Below are 25,671 nucleotides of genomic sequence, written 5' to 3'. Positions count from 1 at the left end.
CCCAGCCCTCCCGGTAGCCGTTTCCCCTTTCGTGGTCTTGCTCGCACAAACAAATGGGGCACATACCGAACTCGGTATGTGCCCCATGGCCGGAGACCGGCGATGCGGACGTCAGTCCCGCGCCTCCGCCAGCAGCTTCTGGATCCGGCTCACACCCTCGACCAGATCCTCGTCACCCAGCGCGTACGACAGCCGCAGGTACCCGGGCGTGCCGAACGCCTCACCCGGCACCACCGCGACCTCGGCCTCCTCCAGGATCAGCGCGGCCAGCTCGACCGTGTCCCTGGGCCGGCGCCCCCGGATCTCCTTGCCGACCAGGGCCTTCACCGACGGGTACGCGTAGAACGCGCCCTCCGGCTCCGGGCACACCACGCCGTCGATCTCGTTCAGCATCCGCACGATGGTCTTGCGGCGCCGGTCGAACGCCTCGCGCATCGTCGCGACGGCGTCCAGGTCGCCGGAGACGGCGGCCAGCGCGGCGGCCTGGGCGACGTTGGACACGTTGGACGTGGCGTGCGACTGCAGGTTCGTCGCGGCCTTCACGACGTCCTGCGGGCCGATGATCCACCCGACGCGCCAGCCGGTCATCGCGTACGTCTTCGCGACACCGTTGACCACGACGCACTTGTCGCGCAGCTCGGGCAGCACCGCCGGCAGCGACACGGCGGAGGCGTCGCCGTAGACGAGGTGCTCGTAGATCTCGTCGGTCATCACCCACAGGCCGTGCTCGACGGCCCAGTGGCCGATCGCCTCGGTCTCCTGCTCGCTGTAGACCGCGCCGGTCGGGTTCGACGGCGAGACGAAGAGGACGACCTTCGTCTTCTCCGTACGGGCGGCCTCCAGCTGCTGGACGGTCACCCGGTAGCCGGTCGTCTCGTCCGCGACGACCTCCACCGGGACACCCCCGGCCAGACGGATCGACTCGGGGTACGTCGTCCAGTACGGCGCGGGCACGATGACCTCGTCGCCCGGGTCGAGGATCGCGGCGAAGGCCTCGTAGATGGCCTGCTTGCCACCGTTGGTGACGAGGATCTGCGACACGTCGACCTCGTAGCCCGAGTCGCGCAGCGTCTTCGCGGCGATCGCGGCCTTCAGCTCGGGCAGCCCGCCGGCCGGCGTGTAGCGGTGGAACTTCGGGTTCTTGCAGGCCTCGATCGCGGCCTCGACGATGTAGTCCGGGGTCGGGAAGTCGGGCTCACCGGCGCCGAAGCCGATCACCGGCCGCCCTGCGGCCTTGAGGGCCTTGGCCTTGGCGTCCACGGCGAGGGTGGCGGACTCGGAGATCGCGCCGACTCGGGCGGAGACCCGGCGCTCGGTGGGAGGGGTTGCAGCGCTCATGGGCCCCATCGTTTCAGACCGGAAACGCGCGCGGCACGGGGGTTTCACAGAGTGAACAACGTCGGGCAAACCCTTGAACAACAGTGCGAACCGCCCACGCGGCCTGGGCGATCTTCAGCGGATTCACGTCAGTCCGCCCCCCGTTCCCGAGGCGATCTTCCGCCAACGAGCCCTCCCGTGGGCCCTTTCTGTTCGACGACCGGCCGCAGAGCACGTACACTCTCACCTCGTTGGCCTTCAGCAGGCCGCGCCCGGCCGGTGCACACCAAGCATCCGGACGGATGCGGTACGTTGGGGGACACACAAAGGGTCGTAGCTCAATTGGTAGAGCACTGGTCTCCAAAACCAGCGGTTGGGGGTTCAAGTCCCTCCGGCCCTGCTACACACACCTTCGCCAGGATGTGTGCGCATGTACGTACAGCAATGCACCGCCGTGCGGCTCAGACCGGGCGCGGCACGGCCACGACCCGGAATCAGGTGAGGACGAGTGACGGACGCCGTGGGCTCCATCGACATGCCTGATGCCCAGGACGAGGCGCCGGAGTCCAAGAAGGCCCGCAAGGGCGGCAAGCGCGGCAAGAAGGGCCCGCTGAAGCGCCTTGCCCTCTTCTACCGCCAGATCGTGGCGGAGCTGCGCAAGGTCGTCTGGCCGACCCGCAACCAGCTGACGACCTACACGACCGTGGTGATCATCTTCGTGGTCATCATGATCGGCCTGGTCACCGTGATTGACTATGGGCTCAGCAACGCCGCCAAGTACGTGTTCGGCTGAGCAGTCCGCGAAGAGCGCCGAGGTACCCGGCGCTCCTTTCGCATGTTCCACCCCTATGTATCCAGGAAGAAGCAGCCACCGTGTCTGACCCGAACGTGAACGACGCCATCGAGCCTGTCGAGTCCGTCGAGGACGAGCTCGACACCGTCGAGGGCGCGGACAGCGAGGACACCGAGGCCTCCGCCGAGGTCGAGGCTGCCGACGCCGTCGCGGACGACGCCGCCGAGGCGGAGACCGAGGACGCCGAAGGGGCCGCGGAAGAACTCGAGGAAGAGCCCGAGGACGACCGCGACCCGATCGAGAAGCTCCGCGAGGAACTGCGGGTCCTGCCCGGCGAGTGGTACGTCATCCACACCTACGCCGGCTACGAGAACCGCGTGAAGACCAACCTGGAGCAGCGCGCCGTCTCGCTGAACGTCGAGGACTACATCTTCCAGGCCGAGGTGCCGCAGGAAGAGGTCGTCCAGATCAAGAACGGCGACCGCAAGACGATCAAGCAGAACAAGCTCCCGGGCTACGTCCTCGTCCGCATGGACCTGACGAACGAGTCCTGGGGCGTCGTCCGCAACACCCCCGGCGTCACCGGCTTCGTGGGCAACGCCTACGACCCGTACCCGCTGACCCTGGACGAGATCGTCAAGATGCTCGCCCCGGAGGCCGAGGAGAAGGCCGCCCGCGAGGCCGCCGAGGCCGAGGGCAAGCCGACTCCGCAGCGCAAGGTCGAGGTCCAGGTGCTGGACTTCGAGGTCGGCGACTCGGTCACCGTCACCGACGGCCCGTTCGCCACGCTGCAGGCGACCATCAACGAGATCAACCCCGACTCGAAGAAGGTCAAGGGCCTCGTCGAGATCTTCGGTCGCGAGACGCCGGTCGAGCTCTCCTTCGACCAGATCCAGAAGAACTGACTTCCGGACTCACCGCTTCCGCGCAGGTCAGGCGATCGCTCGAGCGTCCGCCTGACCTGCGCGGTTTTTGGCCGCGCATCTATACCCGTTATCGTTGTGCGGTATGCCTGCGTCCGGGTGGTCCCCGTACGCAGGCAGGACCCGAATCGAAAGGACCCGGAGAGCTATGCCTCCCAAGAAGAAGAAGGTCACGGGGCTCATCAAGCTCCAGATCCAGGCCGGTGCCGCCAACCCGGCCCCGCCGGTCGGCCCCGCGCTGGGTCAGCACGGCGTGAACATCATGGAGTTCTGCAAGGCCTACAACGCCGCGACCGAGTCGCAGCGTGGCTGGGTGATCCCGGTGGAGATCACGGTCTACGAGGACCGTTCCTTCACCTTCATCACCAAGACGCCGCCGGCCGCGAAGATGATCCTGAAGGCCGCGGGCATCGAGAAGGGCTCCGGCGAGCCGCACAAGACCAAGGTCGCGAAGATCACGCGTGACCAGGTCCGCGAGATCGCCACCACGAAGATGCCCGACCTCAACGCCAACGACCTGGACGCCGCCGAGAAGATCATCGCCGGCACCGCCCGTTCCATGGGCGTCACGGTCGAGGGCTGAGCCCCAACCTCCATCAGCAGAAGTGGCGGGGCCTGCTCGGCCCGGACCACGACTCCTAAGAATCCACAGGAGCAGTAGTGAGCAAGCGCAGCAAGTCCCTTCGCGCTGCGGACGCCAAGGTCGACCGGGAGAAGCTCTACGCCCCGCTCGAGGCCGTCCGTCTCGCCAAGGACACCTCCACGACCAAGTTCGACGGCACCGTCGAGGTCGCCTTCCGCCTGGGTGTCGACCCGCGCAAGGCCGACCAGATGGTCCGTGGCACCGTGAACCTTCCGCACGGCACCGGCAAGACCGCCCGGGTCCTGGTCTTCGCGACCGGTGACCGTGCTGCGGCCGCGGAGGCCGCGGGCGCCGACATCGTCGGCTCCGACGAACTGATCGACGAGGTCTCGAAGGGCCGCCTGGACTTCGACGCCGTCGTCGCCACCCCGGACCTCATGGGCAAGGTCGGCCGCCTCGGCCGCGTGCTCGGTCCGCGTGGCCTGATGCCGAACCCGAAGACCGGCACCGTCACCCCCGACGTCGCCAAGGCCGTCACCGAGATCAAGGGCGGCAAGATCGAGTTCCGTGTCGACAAGCACGCGAACCTGCACTTCATCATCGGCAAGTCGTCCTTCGACGACACCAAGCTGGTGGAGAACTACGGCGCCGCGCTGGAGGAGATCCTCCGTCTGAAGCCGTCCGCCGCCAAGGGCCGCTACATCAAGAAGGCCGCCATCAGCACCACGATGGGCCCCGGCATTCCGGTCGACCCGAACCGCACCCGCAACCTCCTCGTCGAGGAGGACCCGGCCGCGGTCTGAGCCTGACGGCTCACCCGACCGGTCACGGGCCCCGCACCTCTTACAGGTGCGGGGCCCGTTCCCTTTTCCGGTACGTACGCCGGTGGCCTGGGTTAACGTGCGGGAACCGGATACGAACGGGGGACGTATGCAGGGCACGACCGTGCGTCGCGTGGGCCTGGTGCTCGCGGTGGCGAGCGCGCTGACGGGGGTGGCCGCCTGCACGTCCCAGGACTCCTCCGACGGCCCCGGCCAGGAGGACCGCGCCGCGCGCGGCCGGTCCCTCGCGGCCCTGCGCTCCGCCGAGCGCGCCACCGAGCACGCCGCGTCCGCCCGGGTCGAGTCCACGACGACCATGGGCTCACTGATGTCCATGACCGCCGACGGCGCCCTCGGCTGGAGCGACGGCATCACCGGCACCCTCACCATCACGTACACCGGCGGCACCATCGCCGACACCATGCGCCGACTCGGCAGCACCTCCATGGAGGCCCGCTACCTGCCCGACGCCTACTACGCGCGCATGGGCGAGAAGTTCGCCGAGCAGGCCGGCGGCAGACACTGGATCCGGTACGACTACGACGATCTGAAAGCCCTCGGCGGCGGCTCCGGCGGCCACCTCGGCGACCAGATGCGCAGTACCACGCCCAACCAGTCCGTGAAGCTCCTGCTGTCCTCCGGCGACGTCAGGAAGGTCGGTGCGGAGACCGTCCGAGGCCGGACCGCCACGCACTGGTCCGGCACCGTGGCGGCGGCCGACGTCGCCGACGCCGGTCTGAGGAAGCAGCTCACCGAGGCCGGTGTCACCACCGAGACCGTCGACATCTGGATCGACCGGCGGAACCTGCTGGTCAAGAAGGTCGAGAAGGCGCGGATGACCACAGGCCTGATGACGCAGACCGCGCACTACGCCGACTACGGCGTGGCAGTCCGCGCCGAGCGGCCCCCGCAGTCCGACACCGGGGACTTCGAGGACCTGATGCGGAAGAAGACCGGTACGCCCTGAGGGCCCGTCGCCGGAGATGCCGCCCGCGACGGCCGTCGCGAGATGTTCAAGGAGCTGGAGCAGGGCTGAGCCGCCACCGCTGATCAGCCGTACGGGCGGATTTGCTTGACGGCGATCCGTTCCCGTACTCTCCTACAGAAGCCAAAGACCGCTGGTCGTTACCGCGCGCTCATCAGAGGGCGTGGTGGCCGAAGGATCCGCTGAACGGCGGACGACCCGCGCAGGTGACACTGGAGAAGCTCCCGGAGCCCGCCGCCTCGTGCGTGCGTGAAGCCGGTCGAGCTACGCCCCGTGCGCTTGCGCCGGGGCGTTTCGTTTTCCCCAGTCCTCCTTCGGGTCCGCGCGGTCCGAATCACCCGGAAGGAGGCCGAGGCTCATGGCGAGGCCTGACAAGGTCGATGCCGTCGAGGAGATGCGGGACAAGTTCCGCAACTCCAACGCTGCTGTCGTTACCGCGTACACCGGTCTCACCGTCGCGCAGCTCCAGAAGCTGCGTCGTTCACTCGGTGAGAACGCTCAGTACCGTGTGGCGAAGAACACGCTGACCAAGATTGCGGCCAACGAGGCCGGGATCACGACGCTGGACGACCTCTTCACGGGTTCGTCGGCCGTCGCCTTCGTGACCGGTGACCCGGTCGAGGCGGCGAAGGGTCTCCGTGACTTCGCCAAGGACAACCCCAACCTCGTCATCAAGGGCGGCGTCCTTGACGGCAAGGTGTTGTCCGCCGATGAGATCAAGAAGCTTGCGGACCTCGAGTCCCGCGAGGTTCTGCTCTCCAAGCTGGCCGGTGCCATGAAGGGCAAGCAGTCCCAGGCTGCCTCTGTCTTCCAGGCGCTGCCGTCGAAGCTCGTCCGCACCGTGGACGCGCTCCGTGCCAAGCAGGACGAGCAGGGCGGTGCCGAGTAACTCGGCTCGCATCCCGGCCGCCGCTGCCTGAACGCGGCGACCGTAGCGGGCCAGTAGTACGCCCGCCTCACATGTACATCCGGCACCTGCCGATTTAGTGGAAGGACCGCCAATCATGGCGAAGCTCAGCCAGGAAGACCTGCTCGCGCAGTTCGAGGAGATGACCCTCATCGAGCTCTCCGAGTTCGTGAAGGCGTTCGAGGAGAAGTTCGACGTCACCGCCGCCGCTGCCGCGCCGGTCGTCGTCGCCGGTGGTGCCGCTGGTGGCGCCGCCGCCGAGGCCGCTGAGGAGCAGGACGAGTTCGACGTCATCCTCACGGGTGCCGGCGACAAGAAGATCCAGGTCATCAAGGTCGTGCGTGAGCTGACCTCCCTGGGTCTGAAGGAGGCCAAGGACCTCGTGGACGGCGCCCCGAAGCCCGTTCTCGAGAAGGTCGCCAAGGACGCCGCCGAGAAGGCCGCCGAGTCCCTCAAGGGCGCCGGCGCCTCCGTCGAGGTCAAGTAACACCTCTCGGATCCGCCAGGATCCACGACACGTCCGGCTGGACGTGTAACGCGCAAGCGCCGAGGAGCGATCATCCATCCGGGTGGTCGCTCTTCGGCGTTCTCGGGGGCCGGCCACGGTTGCCTTGAAGCCCCGGTGACGGGGGGTATGGTGATCTTCGTCGTGTCTCCGGGCGGCCCCGGATCGGGCAGGGGGCCCTTGACGAACCGCACGCAGCGCGCAATTCTCAGGACGCGTCGTCACAGGATCCGAATCCGAGGCATGGATCGGCGACGAAGAGGGCAGTACTAACGTGCGTTGAGGGCAGCGCCTTGTCGCAGGAGTGGAACAACGAGGGTGAACACGGGTTTCACGACCCGCACTGGACATCAGTGTGCCAAGTGGCTACACTGACCCTTTGCGCTGCCTGTTAGCTGTCCCCTGCCCGTCACCAGGGGTCTGCCCTCGCCCGAGCATCGACGACAAGATCTGTCTGACCTGGCCTTAAGGCCGGAGGGACACAGCTTGTCTCTGTGTACGGGAGAGGGGCCGGTACGCGCGTAGTGAGTCCGAGCCCTCGGAAGGACCCCCTCTTGGCCGCCTCGCGCAACGCCTCGACCGCGAATACGAACAACGCCGCCAGCACTGCCCCGCTGCGCATCTCTTTTGCAAAGATCAAGGAGCCTCTCGAGGTTCCGAACCTGCTCGCGCTGCAGACCGAGAGCTTCGACTGGCTGCTCGGCAACACCGCCTGGCAGAGTCGGGTCGAGGAGGCTCTCGAGAACGGTCAGGACGTCCCCACCAAGTCCGGGCTCGAGGAGATCTTCGAGGAGATCTCCCCGATCGAGGACTTCAGCGGGTCGATGTCGCTGACCTTCCGCGACCACCGCTTCGAGCCGCCGAAGAACTCCATCGACGAGTGCAAGGAGCGCGACTTCACGTACGCGGCCCCGCTCTTCGTCACCGCCGAGTTCACGAACAACGAGACCGGGGAGATCAAGTCCCAGACGGTCTTCATGGGCGACTTCCCGCTCATGACGAACAAGGGCACCTTCGTCATCAACGGCACCGAGCGTGTCGTGGTGTCGCAGCTCGTCCGTTCGCCCGGTGTCTACTTCGACTCCTCCATCGACAAGACGTCCGACAAGGACATCTTCTCCGCGAAGATCATCCCGTCCCGGGGTGCCTGGCTGGAGATGGAGATCGACAAGCGCGACATGGTCGGTGTCCGCATCGACCGCAAGCGCAAGCAGTCCGTCACCGTCCTGCTCAAGGCGCTCGGCTGGACCACCGAGCAGATCCTCGAGGAGTTCGGCGAGTACGAGTCCATGCGCGCCACCCTGGAGAAGGACCACACTCAGGGTCAGGACGACGCGCTGCTCGACATCTACCGCAAGCTGCGTCCGGGCGAGCCCCCCACGCGTGAGGCCGCGCAGACGCTGCTCGAGAACCTCTACTTCAACCCCAAGCGCTACGACCTGGCCAAGGTCGGCCGCTACAAGGTCAACAAGAAGCTGGGTGCGGACGCTCCGCTGGACGCGGGCATCCTGACCGTCGAGGACATCATCTCGACGATCAAGTACCTGGTGAAGCTGCACGCGGGCGAGACCGAGACGGTCGGCGACAGCGGTACGAACATCGTCGTCGAGACCGACGACATCGACCACTTCGGCAACCGCCGTCTGCGCAGCGTCGGCGAGCTCATCCAGAACCAGGTCCGTACGGGTCTGGCGCGTATGGAGCGTGTCGTCCGCGAGCGGATGACGACCCAGGACGTCGAGGCGATCACGCCGCAGACCCTGATCAACATCCGGCCGGTCGTCGCCTCCATCAAGGAGTTCTTCGGCACCAGCCAGCTGTCCCAGTTCATGGACCAGAACAACCCGCTGTCGGGTCTGACGCACAAGCGGCGTCTCTCCGCGCTCGGCCCGGGTGGTCTGTCCCGTGAGCGGGCCGGCTTCGAGGTCCGTGACGTGCACCCGTCGCACTACGGCCGCATGTGCCCGATCGAGACGCCCGAAGGCCCGAACATCGGTCTGATCGGCTCGCTCGCCACCTACGGCCGGGTCAACGCGTTCGGTTTCGTCGAGACCCCGTACCGCAAGGTCTTCGAGGGCCAGGTCACCGACCAGGTCGACTACCTCACGGCCGACGAGGAAGACCGCTTCGTCATCGCGCAGGCCAACGCGCCGCTCACCGACGAACTCCGCTTCGCCGAGGCCCGCGTGCTGGTCCGCCGCAAGGGCGGCGAGGTCGACTACGTCGGTGGCGAGGACGTGGACTACATGGACGTCTCGCCGCGCCAGATGGTGTCCGTCGCGACCGCCATGATCCCCTTCCTCGAGCACGACGACGCCAACCGTGCCCTCATGGGCGCGAACATGATGCGTCAGGCCGTGCCGCTGATTAAGTCCGAGTCCCCGCTCGTCGGCACCGGCATGGAGTACCGCTCCGCGGCCGACGCCGGCGACGTGGTCAAGGCCGAGAAGCCCGGTGTGGTCCAGGAGGTCTCCGCGGACTACATCACCACCGCCAACGACGACGGCACGTACATCACGTACCGCCTGGCCAAGTTCGCCCGCTCCAACCAGGGCACCTCGGTCAACCAGAAGGTCATCGTCAACGAGGGCGACCGGATCATCGAGGGCCAGATCCTCGCCGACGGTCCGGCCACCCAGAACGGCGAGATGGCGCTGGGCAAGAACCTGCTCGTGGCGTTCATGCCGTGGGAGGGTCACAACTACGAGGACGCGATCATCCTGTCGCAGCGCCTCGTGCAGGACGACGTCCTCTCCTCGATCCACATCGAGGAGCACGAGGTCGACGCCCGTGACACCAAGCTCGGCCCGGAGGAGATCACCCGGGACATCCCGAACGTCTCCGAGGAGGTCCTCGCCGACCTCGACGAGCGCGGCATCATCCGTATCGGTGCCGAGGTCGTCGCCGGCGACATCCTCGTCGGCAAGGTCACGCCCAAGGGTGAGACCGAGCTGACCCCCGAGGAGCGCCTGCTCCGCGCGATCTTCGGTGAGAAGGCGCGCGAGGTGCGCGACACCTCGCTGAAGGTGCCGCACGGCGAGATCGGCAAGGTCATCGGCGTCCGCGTCTTCGACCGCGAGGAGGGCGACGAGCTTCCCCCCGGTGTGAACCAGCTGGTGCGCGTGTACGTGGCGCAGAAGCGCAAGATCACCGACGGTGACAAGCTCGCCGGCCGTCACGGCAACAAGGGCGTCATCTCGAAGATCCTGCCGATCGAGGACATGCCGTTCCTGGAGGACGGCACCCCGGTCGACATCATCCTCAACCCGCTGGGTGTCCCGTCCCGAATGAACCCGGGACAGGTCCTGGAGATCCACCTCGGCTGGCTCGCCAGCCGCGGCTGGGACGTCTCCGGCCTCGCGGACGACTGGGCGCAGCGCCTGCAGGCCATCGAGGCCGACCAGGTCGCCCCCGGCACGAACGTCGCCACCCCCGTCTTCGACGGTGCGCGTGAGGACGAGCTGGCCGGTCTGCTGAACCACACCATCCCGAACCGCGACGGCGAGCGCATGGTGCTCCCGACCGGTAAGGCGCCGCTGTTCGACGGCCGCTCCGGCGAGCCGTTCCCGGAGCCGATCTCCGTCGGCTACATGTACATCCTGAAGCTCCACCACCTGGTCGACGACAAGCTGCACGCCCGGTCGACCGGTCCGTACTCGATGATCACCCAGCAGCCGCTGGGTGGTAAGGCCCAGTTCGGTGGCCAGCGCTTCGGTGAGATGGAGGTGTGGGCGCTGGAGGCTTACGGCGCCGCGTACGCCCTCCAGGAGCTGCTGACCATCAAGTCCGACGACGTCACCGGCCGCGTGAAGGTCTACGAGGCCATCGTCAAGGGCGAGAACATTCCCGAGCCCGGCATCCCCGAGTCCTTCAAGGTGCTCATCAAGGAGATGCAGTCCCTGTGCCTCAACGTGGAGGTGCTGTCCTCGGACGGCATGTCCATCGAGATGCGCGACACCGACGAGGACGTCTTCCGCGCTGCGGAGGAGCTTGGCATCGACCTGTCCCGGCGTGAGCCGAGCAGCGTCGAAGAGGTCTGACGGGAGTCCGGAGGCCTTCACCATGAAGGCCTCCGGCCCCAGGACCCCCGTATCAGACCCCATGACTTACAACCCTGAGAGGGATTGACGCATAGTGCTCGACGTCAACTTCTTCGACGAGCTCCGGATCGGTCTGGCCACCGCTGACGACATCCGTCAGTGGAGCCACGGCGAGGTCAAGAAGCCCGAGACGATCAACTACCGCACGCTCAAGCCCGAAAAGGACGGACTCTTCTGCGAGAAGATCTTCGGTCCGACCCGGGACTGGGAGTGCTACTGCGGCAAGTACAAGCGTGTCCGCTTCAAGGGCATCATCTGTGAGCGGTGTGGCGTCGAGGTCACCCGCGCCAAGGTGCGTCGTGAGCGGATGGGCCACATCGAGCTCGCCGCGCCCGTCACGCACATCTGGTACTTCAAGGGTGTCCCGAGCCGGCTGGGCTACCTGCTCGACCTGGCTCCCAAGGACCTCGAGAAGGTCATCTACTTCGCGGCGTACATGATCACGTACGTCGACGAGGAGCGCCGTACGCGCGACCTGCCCTCGCTGGAGGCCCACGTCTCCGTCGAGCGCCAGCAGATCGAGCAGCGCCGCGACGCCGACCTGGAGGCCCGCGCCAAGAAGCTCGAGACCGACCTGGCCGAGCTCGAGGCCGAGGGCGCCAAGGCCGACGTGCGCCGCAAGGTGCGCGAGGGTGCCGAGCGCGAGATGAAGCAGCTGCGCGACCGTGCGCAGCGCGAGATCGACCGTCTCGACGAGGTGTGGAGCCGGTTCAAGAACCTCAAGGTCCAGGACCTCGAGGGCGACGAGCTGCTCTACCGCGAGCTGCGTGACCGCTTCGGCACGTACTTCGACGGCTCGATGGGTGCCGCGGCGCTGCAGAAGCGCCTGGAGTCCTTCGACCTCGACGAGGAGGCCGAGCGCCTCCGCGAGATCATCCGTACCGGCAAGGGCCAGAAGAAGACCCGTGCGCTCAAGCGCCTGAAGGTCGTCTCCGCGTTCCTGCAGACCAGCAACAGCCCCAAGGGCATGGTGCTCGACTGCGTGCCGGTCATCCCGCCGGACCTGCGTCCGATGGTGCAGCTGGACGGTGGCCGCTTCGCGACCTCCGACCTGAACGACCTGTACCGCCGTGTGATCAACCGGAACAACCGCCTGAAGCGCCTTCTCGACCTCGGTGCGCCCGAGATCATCGTGAACAACGAGAAGCGCATGCTCCAGGAGGCCGTCGACGCGCTGTTCGACAACGGCCGCCGTGGCCGTCCGGTCACCGGTCCCGGTAACCGCCCGCTGAAGTCCCTCAGCGACATGCTGAAGGGCAAGCAGGGCCGCTTCCGTCAGAACCTGCTCGGTAAGCGCGTCGACTACTCCGCGCGTTCCGTGATCGTCGTCGGTCCGCAGCTGAAGCTGCACCAGTGCGGTCTGCCCAAGGCGATGGCGCTGGAGCTCTTCAAGCCGTTCGTGATGAAGCGCCTGGTCGACCTGAACCACGCGCAGAACATCAAGAGCGCCAAGCGCATGGTCGAGCGCGGCCGCACGGTCGTGTACGACGTGCTGGAAGAGGTCATCGCGGAGCACCCGGTTCTGCTGAACCGTGCGCCCACGCTGCACCGCCTCGGCATCCAGGCCTTCGAGCCGCAGCTGGTCGAGGGCAAGGCCATCCAGATCCACCCGCTCGTCTGCACCGCGTTCAACGCGGACTTCGACGGTGACCAGATGGCCGTGCACCTGCCGCTGTCCGCGGAGGCGCAGGCCGAGGCCCGCATCCTGATGCTGTCCTCGAACAACATCCTCAAGCCGGCCGACGGCCGCCCGGTGACGATGCCGACCCAGGACATGGTCCTCGGTCTGTTCTTCCTCACCACCGACGGCGAGATGCGCGACCTCAAGGGCGAGGGCCGTTCCTTCGCCTCGGTCGCCGAGGCGATCATGGCCTTCGACGCGGGCGAGCTCTCGCTCCAGTCGAAGATCGACGTCCGCTTCCCGGTCGGCACCATCCCGCCGCGTGGCTGGACCCCGCCGGCGCGTGAGGAGGGCGAGCCCGAGTGGCAGCAGGGTGACACCTTCCGGCTGAACACCACCCTGGGCCGCGCGCTCTTCAACGAGCTGCTGCCCGAGGACTACCCGTTCGTCGACTACGAGGTCGGCAAGAAGCAGCTCTCCGAGATCGTCAACGACCTCGCCGAGCGCTACCCGAAGGTCATCGTGGCGGCGACGCTCGACAACCTGAAGGCGGCCGGCTTCTTCTGGGCGACCCGCTCCGGCGTCACCGTGGCCATCTCCGACGTCGTCGTTCCCGAGGCGAAGAAGGAGATCGTCAAGGGTTACGAGGCGCAGGACGAGAAGGTCCAGAAGCAGTACGAGCGCGGTCTGATCACCAAGGACGAGCGCACGCAGGAGCTCATCGCGATCTGGACCAAGGCGACCAACGAGGTCGCCGAGGCGATGAACGACAACTTCCCGAAGACCAACCCGATCTTCATGATGGTGAACTCGGGTGCACGAGGCAACATGATGCAGATGCGTCAGATCGCCGGTATGCGTGGTCTGGTGTCGAACGCGAAGAACGAGACGATCCCGCGTCCCATCAAGGCCTCCTTCCGTGAGGGCCTGTCCGTGCTGGAGTACTTCATCTCCACGCACGGTGCCCGTAAGGGTCTGGCGGACACCGCTCTGCGTACCGCCGACTCGGGTTACCTCACGCGTCGTCTGGTCGACGTCTCCCAGGACGTCATCATTCGCGAGGAGGACTGCGGCACCGAGCGCGGTCTGCGTCTGAAGATCGCCGACCGCAACGCCGAGGGCGCGCTGATCAAGACGGAGGACGTCGAGACGTCCGTGTACGCGCGCTGCCTCGCCGAGGACATCGTGGTCGAGGGGCAGGTGCTGGCCCCGGCCGGTACCGACCTGGGCGACGTCCTCATCGAGGAGCTCGTCAAGCGCGGCGTCGAGGAGGTCAAGACCCGCTCGGTCCTGACCTGCGAGTCCGCCGTCGGCACCTGCGCGATGTGCTACGGCCGTTCGCTGGCCACCGGCAAGCTGGTCGACATCGGTGAGGCGGTCGGCATCATCGCCGCCCAGTCCATCGGTGAGCCCGGTACCCAGCTGACGATGCGTACCTTCCACACCGGTGGTGTGGCCGGTGACGACATCACCCAGGGTCTGCCGCGTGTCGTCGAGCTCTTCGAGGCCCGTACCCCGAAGGGTGTCGCCCCGATCTCCGAGGCCCAGGGCCGGGTGCGGATCGAGGAGACCGAGAAGACCAAGAAGATCGTCGTCACCCCGGACGACGGCAGCGACGAGACGGCGTTCCCGATCTCGAAGCGTGCCCGGCTCCTGGTCAGCGAGGGCGAGCACGTCGACGTGGGCCAGAAGCTCACCGTGGGTGCCACCAACCCGCACGACGTGCTGCGCATCCTGGGTCAGCGTGCCGTCCAGGTCCACCTGGTCGGCGAGGTCCAGAAGGTCTACAACTCGCAGGGTGTGTCGATCCACGACAAGCACATCGAGATCATCATCCGGCAGATGCTGCGCCGCGTGACGATCATCGAGTCCGGCGACGCCGAGCTGCTGCCCGGCGAGCTGGTCGAGCGCTCGAAGTTCGAGCACGAGAACCGTCGTGTGGTCCAGGAGGGCGGTCACCCGGCCTCGGGTCGTCCGCAGCTCATGGGTATCACCAAGGCCTCGCTGGCGACGGAATCCTGGCTGTCGGCCGCCTCCTTCCAGGAGACGACCCGAGTCCTGACGGACGCGGCGATCAACGCCAAGTCCGACAGCCTCATCGGCCTCAAGGAGAACGTCATCATCGGTAAGCTCATCCCGGCCGGTACGGGTCTGTCCCGCTACCGCAACATCCGGGTCGAGCCGACCGAGGAGGCCAAGGCCGCGATGTACTCGGCCGTCGGCTACGACGACATCGACTACTCGCCGTTCGGCACGGGCTCCGGCCAGGCCGTTCCGCTGGAGGACTACGACTACGGTCCGTACAACCAGTAAGCGAGTCGCTTGAGCCGAAGGGCGGCCACCCTCACGGGGGTGGCCGCCCTTCGGCGTTCCGGGGGCGGATCTCCGCCCCCGGGCGCGGTGGCTGCTGCCGGCCGTCCGGCCGACACGCGGTGCCCTTCCGTGGCCGTACCTCTGTGCCGGAACCCCCGCTTCGGCGCATCATGGAAGGACTCAGGCCCCCCGGGGGAGGTGCTCCGTGTCGCAGCCGCCCTATCCGTCCTGGCAGCCCTGGCAGGGCTCCGGGGCCCCGTCGATGCTCGCGTCGCACGCCGATCGGGAGCGGGCCGTGGATGTCCTCAGAGCCGGGTACGGCGAGGGGCGGATGGAGCAGGGCGAGTTCGAGGAGCGGGTGGGGCGGGCGTACGCGGCGCGGACCGTGGGGGAGCTGGCGCTGCTCGTCGCGGATCTGCCGCAGGGGCCGCTGTCGCAGTCGGCCCCGGTCGTGCCCGTGCCGCCGACGTTCCTGCCCGTGCCGCGGCCGCGGACCAACGGGAAGGCCGTCGCGGCCGGGGTGTGCGGACTGCTGTGCGTGCCGACCATGGGGCTGACCGGGATCCCGGCCGTCGTGCTGGGGCATGTGGCCCGGGCCGAGATCCGCAGCCGGGGAGAGCTGGGGGACGGGCTCGCGCTGACCGGACTGGTGCTCGGGTGGTTGTCCACGGCAGGCTGGGCACTCGTTCTGGTGTTGCTCACGGTGGTGTCCGTCGTAGCATCGTGAACGTATGCATATCGGACACTCGCCGCCGAATTGAAGATCGACAACGGCTCGGGGGCTTGACATGTCCCGCATGGCGATGCGGGCGGTGCCCATTTGTTTTGACCGCAGCGAATGCGGTAGGTACGCTCAGACCTTGTGCCTGGGGTGTGCCCTGGCTTGCGTGTGTGCCATGAACCACACGGCGAGCTGACACCGGCCATCGCAATCTGCGCTTATTTCTGCCTGGCGGCGGGAGTCCGCGGGATTCGACACACCCGACCGCGTGGGTCGGAGATGTTCCAGGTTAGCTTCACCATTCGGCACACAGAAACCGGAGAAGTAGTGCCTACGATCCAGCAGCTGGTCCGCAAGGGCCGGCAGGACAAGGTCGAGAAGAACAAGACGCCCGCACTCGAGGGTTCCCCTCAGCGCCGGGGCGTCTGCACGCGTGTGTTCACGACCACCCCGAAGAAGCCGAACTCGGCCCTGCGTAAGGTCGCGCGTGTGCGTCTGACCAGCGGGATCGAGGTCACCGCTTACATTCCGGGTGAGGGACACAACCTGCAGGAGCACTCCATCGTGCTCGTGCGCGGCGGCCGTGTGAAGGACCTGCCGGGTGTTCGCTACAAGATCATCCGTGGCTCCCTCGACACCCAGGGTGTCAAGAACCGCAAGCAGGCCCGTTCCCGCTACGGCGCCAAGAAGGAGAAGTAAGAATGCCTCGTAAGGGCCCCGCCCCGAAGCGCCCGGTCATCATCGACCCGGTCTACGGTTCTCCTCTGGTCACGTCGCTCATCAACAAGGTGCTGCTGAACGGCAAGCGCTCCACCGCCGAGCGCATCGTCTACGGCGCCATGGAGGGTCTGCGTGAGAAGACGGGCAACGACCCGATCATCACGCTGAAGCGCGCGCTGGAGAACATCAAGCCGACCCTCGAGGTCAAGTCCCGCCGTGTCGGTGGTGCGACGTACCAGGTTCCGATCGAGGTCAAGCCCGGTCGCGCCAACACGCTCGCGCTGCGCTGGCTGGTCGGTTACTCCCGCGCCCGTCGCGAGAAGACCATGACCGAGCGTCTGCTCAACGAACTTCTCGACGCCTCCAACGGCCTCGGTGCCGCTGTGAAGAAGCGCGAGGACACCCACAAGATGGCCGAGTCCAACAAGGCCTTCGCGCACTACCGCTGGTAGTCGCTACCCACATCGAGACCGAGAGAAGACTGAAGCCTTATGGCTACCACTTCACTTGACCTGGCCAAGGTCCGCAACATCGGGATCATGGCCCACATCGACGCGGGCAAGACGACCACCACCGAGCGGATCCTGTTCTACACCGGCGTGTCGTACAAGATCGGTGAGGTCCACGACGGCGCTGCCACCATGGACTGGATGGAGCAGGAGCAGGAGCGTGGCATCACGATCACGTCTGCTGCGACCACCTGTCACTGGCCGCTCGAGGACAACGACTACACCATCAACATCATCGACACCCCGGGTCACGTCGACTTCACCGTCGAGGTGGAGCGCTCCCTGCGCGTGCTCGACGGTGCCGTGACGGTGTTCGACGGTGTCGCCGGTGTCGAGCCGCAGTCCGAGACGGTGTGGCGTCAGGCCGACCGTTACGGCGTGCCGCGTATCTGCTTCGTCAACAAGCTGGACCGTACCGGCGCCGAGTTCCACCGCTGCGTGGACATGATCTCGGACCGCCTGGGCGCCCAGCCGCTGATCATGCAGCTGCCGATCGGTGCCGAGGCGGACTTCAAGGGCGTCATCGACCTCGTGACGATGAAGGCCCTGGTCTGGTCGGCCGAGGCGACCAAGGGCGAGATGTACGACACCGTCGACATCCCGGACACCCACACCGAGGCTGCCGAGGAGTACCGCGGCAAGCTGCTCGAGGCCGTCGCCGAGAACGACGAAGAGCTGATGGAGCTGTACCTGGAGGGCACCGAGCCCACCGTGGAGCAGCTCTACGCCGCGATCCGCCGTATCACGATCGCGTCCGGCAAGGGCGACGGCACCACCGTCACCCCCGTGTTCTGCGGCACCGCGTTCAAGAACAAGGGCGTTCAGCCCCTGCTCGACGCGGTCGTGCGCTACCTGCCCACCCCGCTCGACGTCGAGGCCATCGAGGGCCACGACGTCAAGGACCCGGAGCAGGTCATCGCGCGCAAGCCGTCGGAGGACGAGCCCCTCGCCGCGCTCGCGTTCAAGATCATGAGCGACCCGCACCTCGGCAAGCTCACCTTCGTCCGGGTCTACTCGGGCCGCCTGGAGTCCGGCACCGCCGTGCTGAACTCCGTCAAGGGCAAGAAGGAGCGCATCGGCAAGATCTACCGCATGCACGCGAACAAGCGTGAGGAGATCGACTCGGTGGGCGCCGGCGACATCGTCGCCGTCATGGGCCTGAAGCAGACCACCACCGGTGAGACGCTGTCCGACGACAAGAACCCGGTGATCCTGGAGTCCATGGACTTCCCGGCGCCGGTCATCCAGGTCGCCATCGAGCCCAAGTCCAAGGGCGACCAGGAGAAGCTGGGTGTCGCCATCCAGCGCCTGGCCGAGGAGGACCCGTCCTTCCAGGTCCACTCGGACGAGGAGACCGGCCAGACCATCATCGGTGGTATGGGCGAGCTGCACCTCGAGGTGCTGGTCGACCGTATGCGCCGTGAGTTCAAGGTCGAGGCCAACGTCGGCAAGCCGCAGGTCGCCTACCGTGAGACGATCCGCAAGACCGTCGAGCGCGTCGACTACACGCACAAGAAGCAGACTGGTGGTACCGGCCAGTTCGCCAAGGTGCAGATCGCGATCGAGCCGATCGAGGGCGGCGACGCCTCGTACGAGTTCGTGAACAAGGTCACCGGTGGCCGTATCCCGAAGGAGTACATCCCTTCGGTGGACGCCGGTGCGCAGGAGGCCATGCAGTTCGGCATCCTCGCGGGCTACGAGATGACGGGCGTCCGCGTCACGCTCATCGACGGTGGCTACCACGAGGTCGACTCCTCCGAGCTCGCGTTCAAGATCGCCGGTTCGCAGGCCTTCAAGGAGGCCGCGCGCAAGGCGTCCCCCGTGCTCCTTGAGCCGATGATGGCCGTCGAGGTCACCACGCCCGAGGACTACATGGGTGAGGTCATCGGCGACATCAACTCCCGCCGTGGTCAGATCCAGGCCATGGAGGAGCGGGCCGGTGCCCGCGTCGTGAAGGGCCTCGTGCCCCTCTCGGAGATGTTCGGCTACGTCGGCGACCTGCGCAGCAAGACGTCCGGCCGTGCGAGCTACTCCATGCAGTTCGACTCCTACGCCGAGGTTCCCCGGAACGTCGCCGAGGAGATCATCGCGAAGGCCAAGGGCGAGTAACGCACCGCGTCTACACGCCGTAGGCTTGACTCCGGAGCCTTGAGGGGCATTCCGCCGCAATCGTGGTGAGAATGCCCCGGGGCCCGGGCTTTCCAGCAAAGATCACCTGGCGCCGATGAGTAAGGCGTACCAGAACCACTCCCCAGGAGGACCCCAGTGGCGAAGGCGAAGTTCGAGCGGACTAAGCCGCACGTCAACATCGGCACCATCGGTCACATCGACCACGGTAAGACGACCCTCACGGCCGCCATTACCAAGGTGCTGCACGACGCGTACCCGGACCTGAACGAGGCCTCGGCCTTCGACCAGATCGACAAGGCTCCTGAAGAGCGCCAGCGCGGTATCACCATCTCCATCGCGCACGTCGAGTACCAGACCGAGACGCGTCACTACGCCCACGTCGACTGCCCCGGTCACGCGGACTACATCAAGAACATGATCACGGGTGCGGCGCAGATGGACGGCGCCATCCTCGTGGTCGCCGCCACCGACGGCCCGATGCCGCAGACCAAGGAGCACGTGCTCCTGGCCCGCCAGGTCGGCGTTCCGTACATCGTCGTCGCGCTGAACAAGGCCGACATGGTGGACGACGAGGAGATCCTGGAGCTCGTCGAGCTCGAGGTCCGTGAGCTCCTCTCCGAGTACGAGTTCCCGGGCGACGACGTTCCCGTCGTCAAGGTCTCGGCTCTGAAGGCCCTCGAGGGCGACAAGGAGTGGGGCAACTCCGTCCTCGAGCTCATGAACGCCGTCGACACCGCGATTCCGGAGCCGGAGCGCGACGTCGACAAGCCGTTCCTCATGCCGATCGAGGACGTCTTCACGATCACCGGTCGCGGTACGGTCGTCACCGGCCGTATCGAGCGTGGTGTCCTGAAGGTCAACGAGACCGTCGACATCATCGGCATCAAGACCGAGAAGACCACCACCACGGTCACCGGCATCGAGATGTTCCGGAAGCTCCTCGACGAGGGCCAGGCCGGTGAGAACGTCGGTCTGCTCCTCCGTGGCATCAAGCGCGAGGACGTCGAGCGCGGCCAGGTCATCATCAAGCCGGGCTCGGTCACCCCGCACACCGAGTTCGAGGCGCAGGCCTACATCCTGTCCAAGGACGAGGGTGGCCGCCACACGCCGTTCTTCAACAACTACCGCCCGCAGTTCTACTTCCGTACGACGGACGTGACCGGCGTGGTGACCCTCCCCGAGGGCACCGAGATGGTCATGCCGGGTGACAACACCGAGATGAAGGTGGAGCTCATCCAGCCCGTCGCCATGGAGGAGGGCCTGAAGTTCGCCATCCGTGAGGGTGGCCGGACCGTGGGCGCCGGCCAGGTCACCAAGATCAACAAGTGAGTCTTCGGACTGGCTTGAGGGTCTACTGACCTGAGTGGCTCGAAGGGGCCCGTACGACTTCGGTCGTGCGGGCCCCTTTGCTGTGCGCAGACTGTCCGAGGACGAGGAGCGCCAGGGCTGTCACCGTCCCTTTTCCAGCTCACCCGCGGACTGCCTTCAGGGCTTCGTCCAGGACAGCGCTCAGTTCGCGCAGGGCCTCTCGGGCGATGGCAGGGTCCTCGTGCTCGAGGTTGCCCTTCGCCTGGGCGTAGCGCGTGGACAGGTCGGGGCGCCGGGCGATCTCGATGTCCCTGGCCCAGGTCAGCACCCAGCTCTGCACCGGGCTCAGCGACTGCCACGCGACCGCCTTGGCGAAGGCGTCGTCCTTGGTGGCCTGCATCTCTTCCAGCCGGGCCGGATCGACGGCGGCGAGGGCCGCGCGCAGGGCGTCAGGAGTCTGCTGAGGGCGGGGGATCAGCTCATGTCCGTGGTCGGCATGAGCGCTCATCGTGTCCACTGCCAGGCAGTGCCCCGGCCCGGCTGTCCCGTCGGCGCCGCGAGGGAAGGCTGTGACCTGTGCGGGCTGCTTTCGGCTCACGTCGCTCCCAAGTAGAGCTCGGCCTGGTCGTGCCGGCAGTCGTGGCAGCGGCCGGGGGCCGGGGCGCGGAAGGCGCGGTCGCAGCCGTCGCAGGTCTGGAACGGGTGACGGACGGCCGGCGGTGGTGCGGGCGCCCGGAACGGGGGCGGTGGCGGCAGCTGGGCCGCGAGGCGGTGGGCCAGGAAGGCGGCCGCGCGGCGCAGGTCCTCCGGGGGGAGGCCGGCGGTCAGGGCCTGGCGTACGGCGGCCGGGGTGACGCCGCGTTCGAGCCAGGCGGCGACACCGGGCGCCAGGTGGGCGGTGTCGCGGGCGGAGAGGAGCAGGCGGGAGTTGTGACGGCGGAGGTCCGCGAGGAGGTCCGTGGCCTGCTGGAGGAGGGCGGGGGAGGGGCAGGCGGGGACGGAGGGGAGGGGCTTCGCGGGGGTCCGCTTCCGCGGGGCGGGCGCCGGCCGTACCGGGGTGTGGGTGCCGTCCGTACGGTGGCCGGGCCGGTTGCAGGAGATCGTGCGGGTGGATGATCCGGCCGTCGGGGACGCGTTCGCGGGTGCGGCGCAGGTAGCCGTGGGATTCCAGTTCGCTAAGGGCGGCGGCGATTCGGGTCGTGCCCTCGGGGAAGCGGGCGGCGAGGGACTTGATGTCGATGCGGGCGCCCGCCGGGAGCGACTGGATGTGCACGCCCAGCCCGATCGCGAGCAGCGACAGCTCCGGATGCTGGGCGAGGTGGTTGCCGATCACCGTGAAGCGGGTGGTGTGGCGGGCGTTGTCGTGCACCAGGCCGGCCTTGGGGTGCCGCCGGTTCGGGTGCTTCTTCCCGGTTGCGGGGGTGTGGGCGTGCGAGGGCACGCTAGGGTTCTGCGTATCCGTCAGGAAGGTCTCTTCTTCCTCGGTGGTCAGGCCCTCGCACTGGGATTGCCGTCCCGGCGGGGGCCGTCGCATGTCTGCGGTTGTGTTGCGCTGAGCGTAGGGCAGGCAATGGCCCCCGAATCCAGCTGAGTCGGCGATGTTCACCCGCGTGAGTGAGGCGGCGGCCTTGGGCGGGAGGGGTGGGGCTTGGTCGGGTTCTTTCCTCCTCGTGGTCCTTGAGGGAGACCGCCCGCGGCACCGGAGCGCGAGATGTCGGAACCCGGTGCTTCGTGGTCAGAGGGTGAGTTCGGCCCAGACGGTCTTGCGTGGCGGCGGGCCCGGGGTGACGCCCCAGCGGTCGGCGAGTGCGTCGACGAGGAGCAGGCCGCGGCCGGACTCGGAGTCCGGGAAGGGGAGTTGGGGTGACGGCAGTCGGTCGTCGCGGGTGTCGGTGACCTCGATACGGAGGGTGTCGGTGACGACGTAGAGGAGCAGGTGGAAGTCGCGTCCGGGGATGCGGCCGTGTTGCGCCGCGTTGGCCGACAGCTCTGCGATGACCTGCCTCGCCGGGTCCAACAGCAGTCCCCAGGAGCGCAGTTGTTCGACGGCCAGGAGACGGGCCAGGCGGGCGCCGCGTGGGGTGGGGGACAGCTGGATGCTGAAGTGGCGGATCGTGGTGGTGGGTTCGGGGGATTTCTGCGTCACGTCACTCAGCGTGGCGGCCCGCGCTTACCGTGAACAGTGACTCAGCGGGTGCGTACGGTGACTGTCCGGAGCTTGTCCGGTCGTGTCCGGGCTGTCGGAGCCGGGCGTACGGGTAGGGCGCTGGGCACGGTCGTACGACGGAAGGGTGCGGGATGACGGCGGTCGAGACGGACGCGGGTCGGCTCAAGGGCGAGGCGGATGAGCCGGGTTGGGAGGTGGATCCGGACGACGAGTGGGGCGTCGCGGTCATCGCCACCGTCGGGCGGCAACTGAAGCTGCGGCGGGAGGCGGTGGGGATGCGGGCCGCCGAGTTCGGGGCGGCGGTCGGATACGGCGAGGACCTGGTCTACAAGATCGAGGGCGGCAAGCGGATTCCTCGGCAGGACTATCTGGTCAGGGCTGATGAGGTGCTGGGGGCGGGTGGGCTGATCGCGGCGACGTGGGAGGACGTGAAGAGGGTCCGGTATCCCAAGAAGGTGCGGGAGCTGGCCAAGCTGGAGGGGCAGGCGGTTGAGATCGGGGTGTACGAAAGCATCACCATCAACGGCCTGTTGCAGACCCAGGATCATGCGCGAGCGCTGTTCGAGTCCTGGCAGCCCGCGTACTCGCCGGACGAGGTGGAGCGTCTGGTGGCCGCGCGTACGGCACGGCAGTCCGTGTTCGAGCGGTCGCCGTCGCCGTCGCTCAGCTTCGTCCAGGAGGAAGCGGCGCTGCGGCGCCCCGTTGGGGGCACAATGGTCTGGCGTCAGCAGCTTGAGCGCCTGCTGGAGGTGGGGCGGTTGCGTAACGTCAGGCTTCAGGTGATGCCGACGAGCAGCGAGGCCCATCCCGGCCTGAACGGGAGGATCGAGGTGCTGAAGTTCGGGGACGGTTCGGCGGTGGGGCGTTCCGATGGTGCGTTCAGCGGGCGGCCGACCACCGATCCGAAGCAGATCCGGGTCCTCGAACTGCGGTATGGCACCATCCGAGCTCAGGCCCTTCCACCACGGGAGTCGCTGGCCTTCATTGAGCAACTGCTGGGAGAGACATGATCCGCAAGTCCTCGATCGGGGACGCCTCCGAACTGGCGTGGTTCAAGAGCAGCTACAGCAGTGGCCCTGACGGCGACTCCTGTGTGGAGATCGCGACGACGACGGGTGTGATCCACGTCCGCGACTCCAAGCAGGCCAGTGGCCCCCGCCTCGCGCTCGCGCCGAGGGCCTGGTCGGACTTCGTGGCGTCCGTCTAGTACCGCATCGGACCACGTTCGCCCTGTGCGGCTGCGGATGAGGACGTCGATCGAAACGGCCCGCGCCAAGTTGAGAATCCTTCTACCGGCGGGTTGCTCCTCGGCCTAGGGTCTCGATCATGTTCAAGTCAGGGGTGGGGTTCCTCGCGTTGTTCGGGCTCGGCTGGTGGCTGCTGGGCTCGAGCGCGTTCGAAGGGTCAGTGCGGCAGGTCCTGGTCGCAGTCGGCTGTGCCGTCATGGTGGGGCTGATGCTCGCCGCGCGCCGTTTCCTTCCCTCCTCGGCAGGGGGGCCATTCCCCGTTGACCGACGTCGGCGGTTCAACCAGATCAACGGGCTCCAGTGGCTGCTGATCATCGCCATTGCCGCAGTCTGCCGTTACGTCGGGGTGCCGGTGCTCATTCCCCCGCTGATCGCGGTTGTCGTGGGGCTCCACTTCCTGCCGTTGGCGGCGGTGTTCGAGCAGCCCCGACTGCGCATACCGGCGGCCCTGTTGATCGCTTCCGGGGCGACTGGCATGACCGTCTGGCTCACGAACGGCCCGGACGAGACGGTTCGCCTCGTGGTGGGCCTTACTTCTGCGCTCTCCCTGTGGGGCATGGCGACTTGGACGGTCGCAGGGGCGGCATCCGCTGCCGGGCGAGGGGCAGGAAGCGAGAGAGCTGACGGCGCGTGACCGCGTGACAGCGCCCCCCTGTCCTGGTGGCCGAGCGCGTACGCGTGCGTGAGATCGACGAGGCGAACGGTGCCTGATGCGGCACCAGCTCGTTCCGGCCGGAAGCCCGGCCCGGAGCGCACGGCATGATGCCTCGGGTGCACCCGACGAATGACACACCGGACCGGCCCCGAAGACGATGGGGAGTCTTCGCTCACCGGGATTTCCGCCTGCTCTGGGTGGGCGAGACCGTCAGTGGGCTGGGCAACGGCATCACCGTGGTGGCGTTGCCGCTGATCGCGGTCGTGGTGCTGGACGCAGACTCCACCGATGTCGGCCTGATCGGTGACGCGGTCGGGTACCGGTCGGCCATGTGGATCATGACGGGTGTCGTCGCGCTCTCCTGGCTGATCCTCCTCATGAGCCCGATACGCCGCGAACCCGACCTGCCGCAGAACCCCGAACCAGCGCACACACATGCCTGAGGCTCAGGCTGCTGGAGGAGTGAGCCGACCGGGCCCCGGGACGGCGGTGGCACACGGCACGGTGGCACGATGTCCGCACGAGTGACCGAGTGACCGAGCGACCGAGCGACCGAGTCACCGAGTCACCGAGTGATCGAGCGAACGGGGAGGCCGGCGTCATGGCCCGCTACATGGAGGCACTGACCGTCGAGCGGGGCGGTTTCCGGATCAAGGTGCCGGAGTCGTGGTGGGAGTTCGACGTACGGCCGGAGTCGCGGGACGACTCGATCCGGCGGATGGTGAGCGAACGGGTGCGGCAGCGGCCGGAGTTGGAGCAGTACCGGGACACGTACGTCGACTTCCTCCAGAAGGCCGCCGCGGACGCGTGGAAGTCGGGCGCGCTGTACTGCGGCTGCATGGCGGAGAGCTTCGGCGGGGACACGCCGATCACCGGCTCGGTGACCGTCTCCCTGGTCGGCGGCCGCAACGAGCGCGGTGAGCCGCTGTCGAACGACCCGGCCGTCATCGCGAGCCAGCTGGCCGTCAAGGAGGCCAAGCGTGAGGGCGACTCCTGGCGGAAGGTGACGACCGTCGACATCCCCGGAGTCGGCCCGGCCGCACGGACGTACGGCATCGAGGACATCGCCGTGCCCGGCGACGCGCTCAACCGCACGATCCGCGCTGTGCTGGTGCAGACGTACATCCCGGTTCCGGGCCAGGAGGGCAAGGTGGCCCTGGTCGCCGGCAGCAGCCAGGTCCTCGACCTCGCGGACTCGTTCTTCGACATCTTCGACGCGATCACGTCGACATTCCGCTTCACGGATTGAACTGGCGGCCGACACGCGGCGGCTAAGAGTTTGTAACGAGCCATTGACAGGAGCTCCGGCCATGGGCACTCTCGTGTGCACACGGTTGGCTAAACGA

The 25,671-nt window shown here is 67.3% G+C and carries 22 protein-coding genes, 1 tRNA gene and 1 pseudogene; 20 read left to right on the top strand and 4 right to left on the bottom strand.

The features are described 5' to 3' along the window. Positions 1-111: 111 nt before the first annotated feature. On the bottom strand, positions 112-1,338 hold the full coding sequence (locus ACFU3E_RS02765) for a pyridoxal phosphate-dependent aminotransferase (RefSeq protein WP_384150914.1): 1,227 nt from the start codon (positions 1,336-1,338) through the stop codon (positions 112-114). A 306-nt stretch (positions 1,339-1,644) separates the two neighbouring features. On the opposite strand from ACFU3E_RS02765, the gene ACFU3E_RS02760 reads away from it, so the two are divergent. The 15 genes from ACFU3E_RS02760 (at position 1,645) to tuf (ending at position 20,277) form a co-directional block, all read left to right on the top strand. Beyond that, positions 1,645-1,717 (top strand) — tRNA-Trp (locus tag ACFU3E_RS02760). 108 nt (positions 1,718-1,825) lie between these two features. Continuing rightward, complete coding sequence (secE, locus tag ACFU3E_RS02755; RefSeq protein ID WP_104785540.1) at positions 1,826-2,110, top strand: preprotein translocase subunit SecE; 285 nt, start codon at positions 1,826-1,828, stop codon at positions 2,108-2,110. 80 nt (positions 2,111-2,190) lie between these two features. After that, a complete protein-coding gene (nusG, locus tag ACFU3E_RS02750; protein ID WP_384150910.1) occupies positions 2,191-3,015 on the top strand; it encodes a transcription termination/antitermination protein NusG in 825 nt (274 codons plus the stop codon). Positions 3,016-3,181: 166 nt separating this feature from the next. After that, positions 3,182-3,616 (top strand): 50S ribosomal protein L11, encoded by a 435-nt coding sequence (rplK, locus tag ACFU3E_RS02745; protein ID WP_003992325.1) that lies wholly within the window; start codon positions 3,182-3,184, stop codon positions 3,614-3,616. A gap of 77 nt (positions 3,617-3,693) precedes the next feature. Next, complete coding sequence (gene rplA, locus ACFU3E_RS02740) at positions 3,694-4,419, top strand: 50S ribosomal protein L1 (protein WP_366710377.1); 726 nt, start codon at positions 3,694-3,696, stop codon at positions 4,417-4,419. A 127-nt stretch (positions 4,420-4,546) separates the two neighbouring features. Then, positions 4,547-5,404: a hypothetical protein gene (locus ACFU3E_RS02735; protein ID WP_384150905.1), complete on the top strand. Its 858-nt coding sequence runs from the start codon at positions 4,547-4,549 to the stop codon at positions 5,402-5,404. Positions 5,405-5,780: 376 nt separating this feature from the next. Further along, positions 5,781-6,311, top strand: coding sequence for a 50S ribosomal protein L10 (gene rplJ, locus ACFU3E_RS02730; protein WP_384150903.1), 531 nt, complete (start codon positions 5,781-5,783; stop codon positions 6,309-6,311). Between the two features lie 115 nt (positions 6,312-6,426). After that, positions 6,427-6,816, top strand: coding sequence for a 50S ribosomal protein L7/L12 (gene rplL / locus ACFU3E_RS02725; protein WP_033308983.1), 390 nt, complete (start codon positions 6,427-6,429; stop codon positions 6,814-6,816). A gap of 572 nt (positions 6,817-7,388) precedes the next feature. Beyond that, on the top strand, positions 7,389-10,874 hold the full coding sequence (gene rpoB, locus ACFU3E_RS02720) for a DNA-directed RNA polymerase subunit beta (RefSeq protein ID WP_384150900.1): 3,486 nt from the start codon (positions 7,389-7,391) through the stop codon (positions 10,872-10,874). Positions 10,875-10,968: 94 nt separating this feature from the next. Beyond that, on the top strand, positions 10,969-14,868 hold the full coding sequence (locus tag ACFU3E_RS02715; RefSeq protein WP_384150897.1) for a DNA-directed RNA polymerase subunit beta': 3,900 nt from the start codon (positions 10,969-10,971) through the stop codon (positions 14,866-14,868). Positions 14,869-15,073: 205 nt separating this feature from the next. Further along, positions 15,074-15,595: a DUF1707 and DUF4190 domain-containing protein gene (locus tag ACFU3E_RS02710; RefSeq protein WP_384150894.1), complete on the top strand. Its 522-nt coding sequence runs from the start codon at positions 15,074-15,076 to the stop codon at positions 15,593-15,595. 321 nt (positions 15,596-15,916) lie between these two features. After that, positions 15,917-16,288, top strand: a complete 372-nt coding sequence (rpsL, locus tag ACFU3E_RS02705) for a 30S ribosomal protein S12 (protein ID WP_003948652.1) — start codon at positions 15,917-15,919, stop codon at positions 16,286-16,288. A gap of 2 nt (positions 16,289-16,290) precedes the next feature. Then, on the top strand, positions 16,291-16,761 hold the full coding sequence (rpsG, locus tag ACFU3E_RS02700) for a 30S ribosomal protein S7 (RefSeq protein WP_003992340.1): 471 nt from the start codon (positions 16,291-16,293) through the stop codon (positions 16,759-16,761). A 39-nt stretch (positions 16,762-16,800) separates the two neighbouring features. Then, on the top strand, positions 16,801-18,927 hold the full coding sequence (gene fusA, locus ACFU3E_RS02695) for an elongation factor G (protein ID WP_384150890.1): 2,127 nt from the start codon (positions 16,801-16,803) through the stop codon (positions 18,925-18,927). A 156-nt stretch (positions 18,928-19,083) separates the two neighbouring features. Further along, the gene (gene tuf / locus ACFU3E_RS02690; protein WP_033308978.1) at positions 19,084-20,277 is read left to right on the top strand and encodes an elongation factor Tu; all 1,194 of its coding nucleotides are present in this window, start codon (positions 19,084-19,086) and stop codon (positions 20,275-20,277) included. A gap of 139 nt (positions 20,278-20,416) precedes the next feature. Here tuf and ACFU3E_RS02685 read toward each other — a convergent pair whose 3' ends face one another. From ACFU3E_RS02685 to ACFU3E_RS02675, 3 genes and pseudogenes are all read right to left on the bottom strand, one after another. Beyond that, on the bottom strand, positions 20,417-20,764 hold the full coding sequence (locus ACFU3E_RS02685; RefSeq protein ID WP_384150885.1) for a hypothetical protein: 348 nt from the start codon (positions 20,762-20,764) through the stop codon (positions 20,417-20,419). A gap of 86 nt (positions 20,765-20,850) precedes the next feature. After that, positions 20,851-21,697, bottom strand: a pseudogene (locus ACFU3E_RS02680) (helix-turn-helix domain-containing protein). Positions 21,698-21,991: 294 nt separating this feature from the next. Next, complete coding sequence (locus tag ACFU3E_RS02675) at positions 21,992-22,402, bottom strand: ATP-binding protein (protein ID WP_384150882.1); 411 nt, start codon at positions 22,400-22,402, stop codon at positions 21,992-21,994. Positions 22,403-22,554: 152 nt separating this feature from the next. On the opposite strand from ACFU3E_RS02675, the gene ACFU3E_RS02670 reads away from it, so the two are divergent. From ACFU3E_RS02670 to ACFU3E_RS02650, 5 genes are all read left to right on the top strand, one after another. Continuing rightward, complete coding sequence (locus ACFU3E_RS02670) at positions 22,555-23,433, top strand: helix-turn-helix domain-containing protein (RefSeq protein ID WP_384150878.1); 879 nt, start codon at positions 22,555-22,557, stop codon at positions 23,431-23,433. Continuing rightward, the gene (locus tag ACFU3E_RS02665; protein WP_384150875.1) at positions 23,430-23,630 is read left to right on the top strand and encodes a DUF397 domain-containing protein; all 201 of its coding nucleotides are present in this window, start codon (positions 23,430-23,432) and stop codon (positions 23,628-23,630) included. The genes ACFU3E_RS02670 and ACFU3E_RS02665 overlap by 4 nt, the downstream gene beginning before the upstream one ends. Before the next feature lie 119 nt (positions 23,631-23,749). Further along, on the top strand, positions 23,750-24,304 hold the full coding sequence (locus ACFU3E_RS02660) for a hypothetical protein (RefSeq protein ID WP_384150872.1): 555 nt from the start codon (positions 23,750-23,752) through the stop codon (positions 24,302-24,304). A gap of 218 nt (positions 24,305-24,522) precedes the next feature. After that, positions 24,523-24,768 carry a hypothetical protein gene (locus ACFU3E_RS02655; protein ID WP_384150869.1) on the top strand — a complete coding sequence of 82 codons (246 nt, stop codon included), beginning with the start codon at positions 24,523-24,525 and terminating at the stop codon, positions 24,766-24,768. A 158-nt stretch (positions 24,769-24,926) separates the two neighbouring features. Continuing rightward, positions 24,927-25,574: a hypothetical protein gene (locus tag ACFU3E_RS02650; RefSeq protein ID WP_384150866.1), complete on the top strand. Its 648-nt coding sequence runs from the start codon at positions 24,927-24,929 to the stop codon at positions 25,572-25,574. The last annotated feature ends 97 nt before the right edge of the window (positions 25,575-25,671 follow it).

The sequence above is a fragment of the Streptomyces sp. NPDC057424 genome, assembly GCF_042803315.1.
Taxonomy (GTDB): Bacteria; Actinomycetota; Actinomycetes; order Streptomycetales; family Streptomycetaceae; genus Streptomyces.
This window is presented reverse-complemented; position numbering and strand designations above follow the sequence as displayed.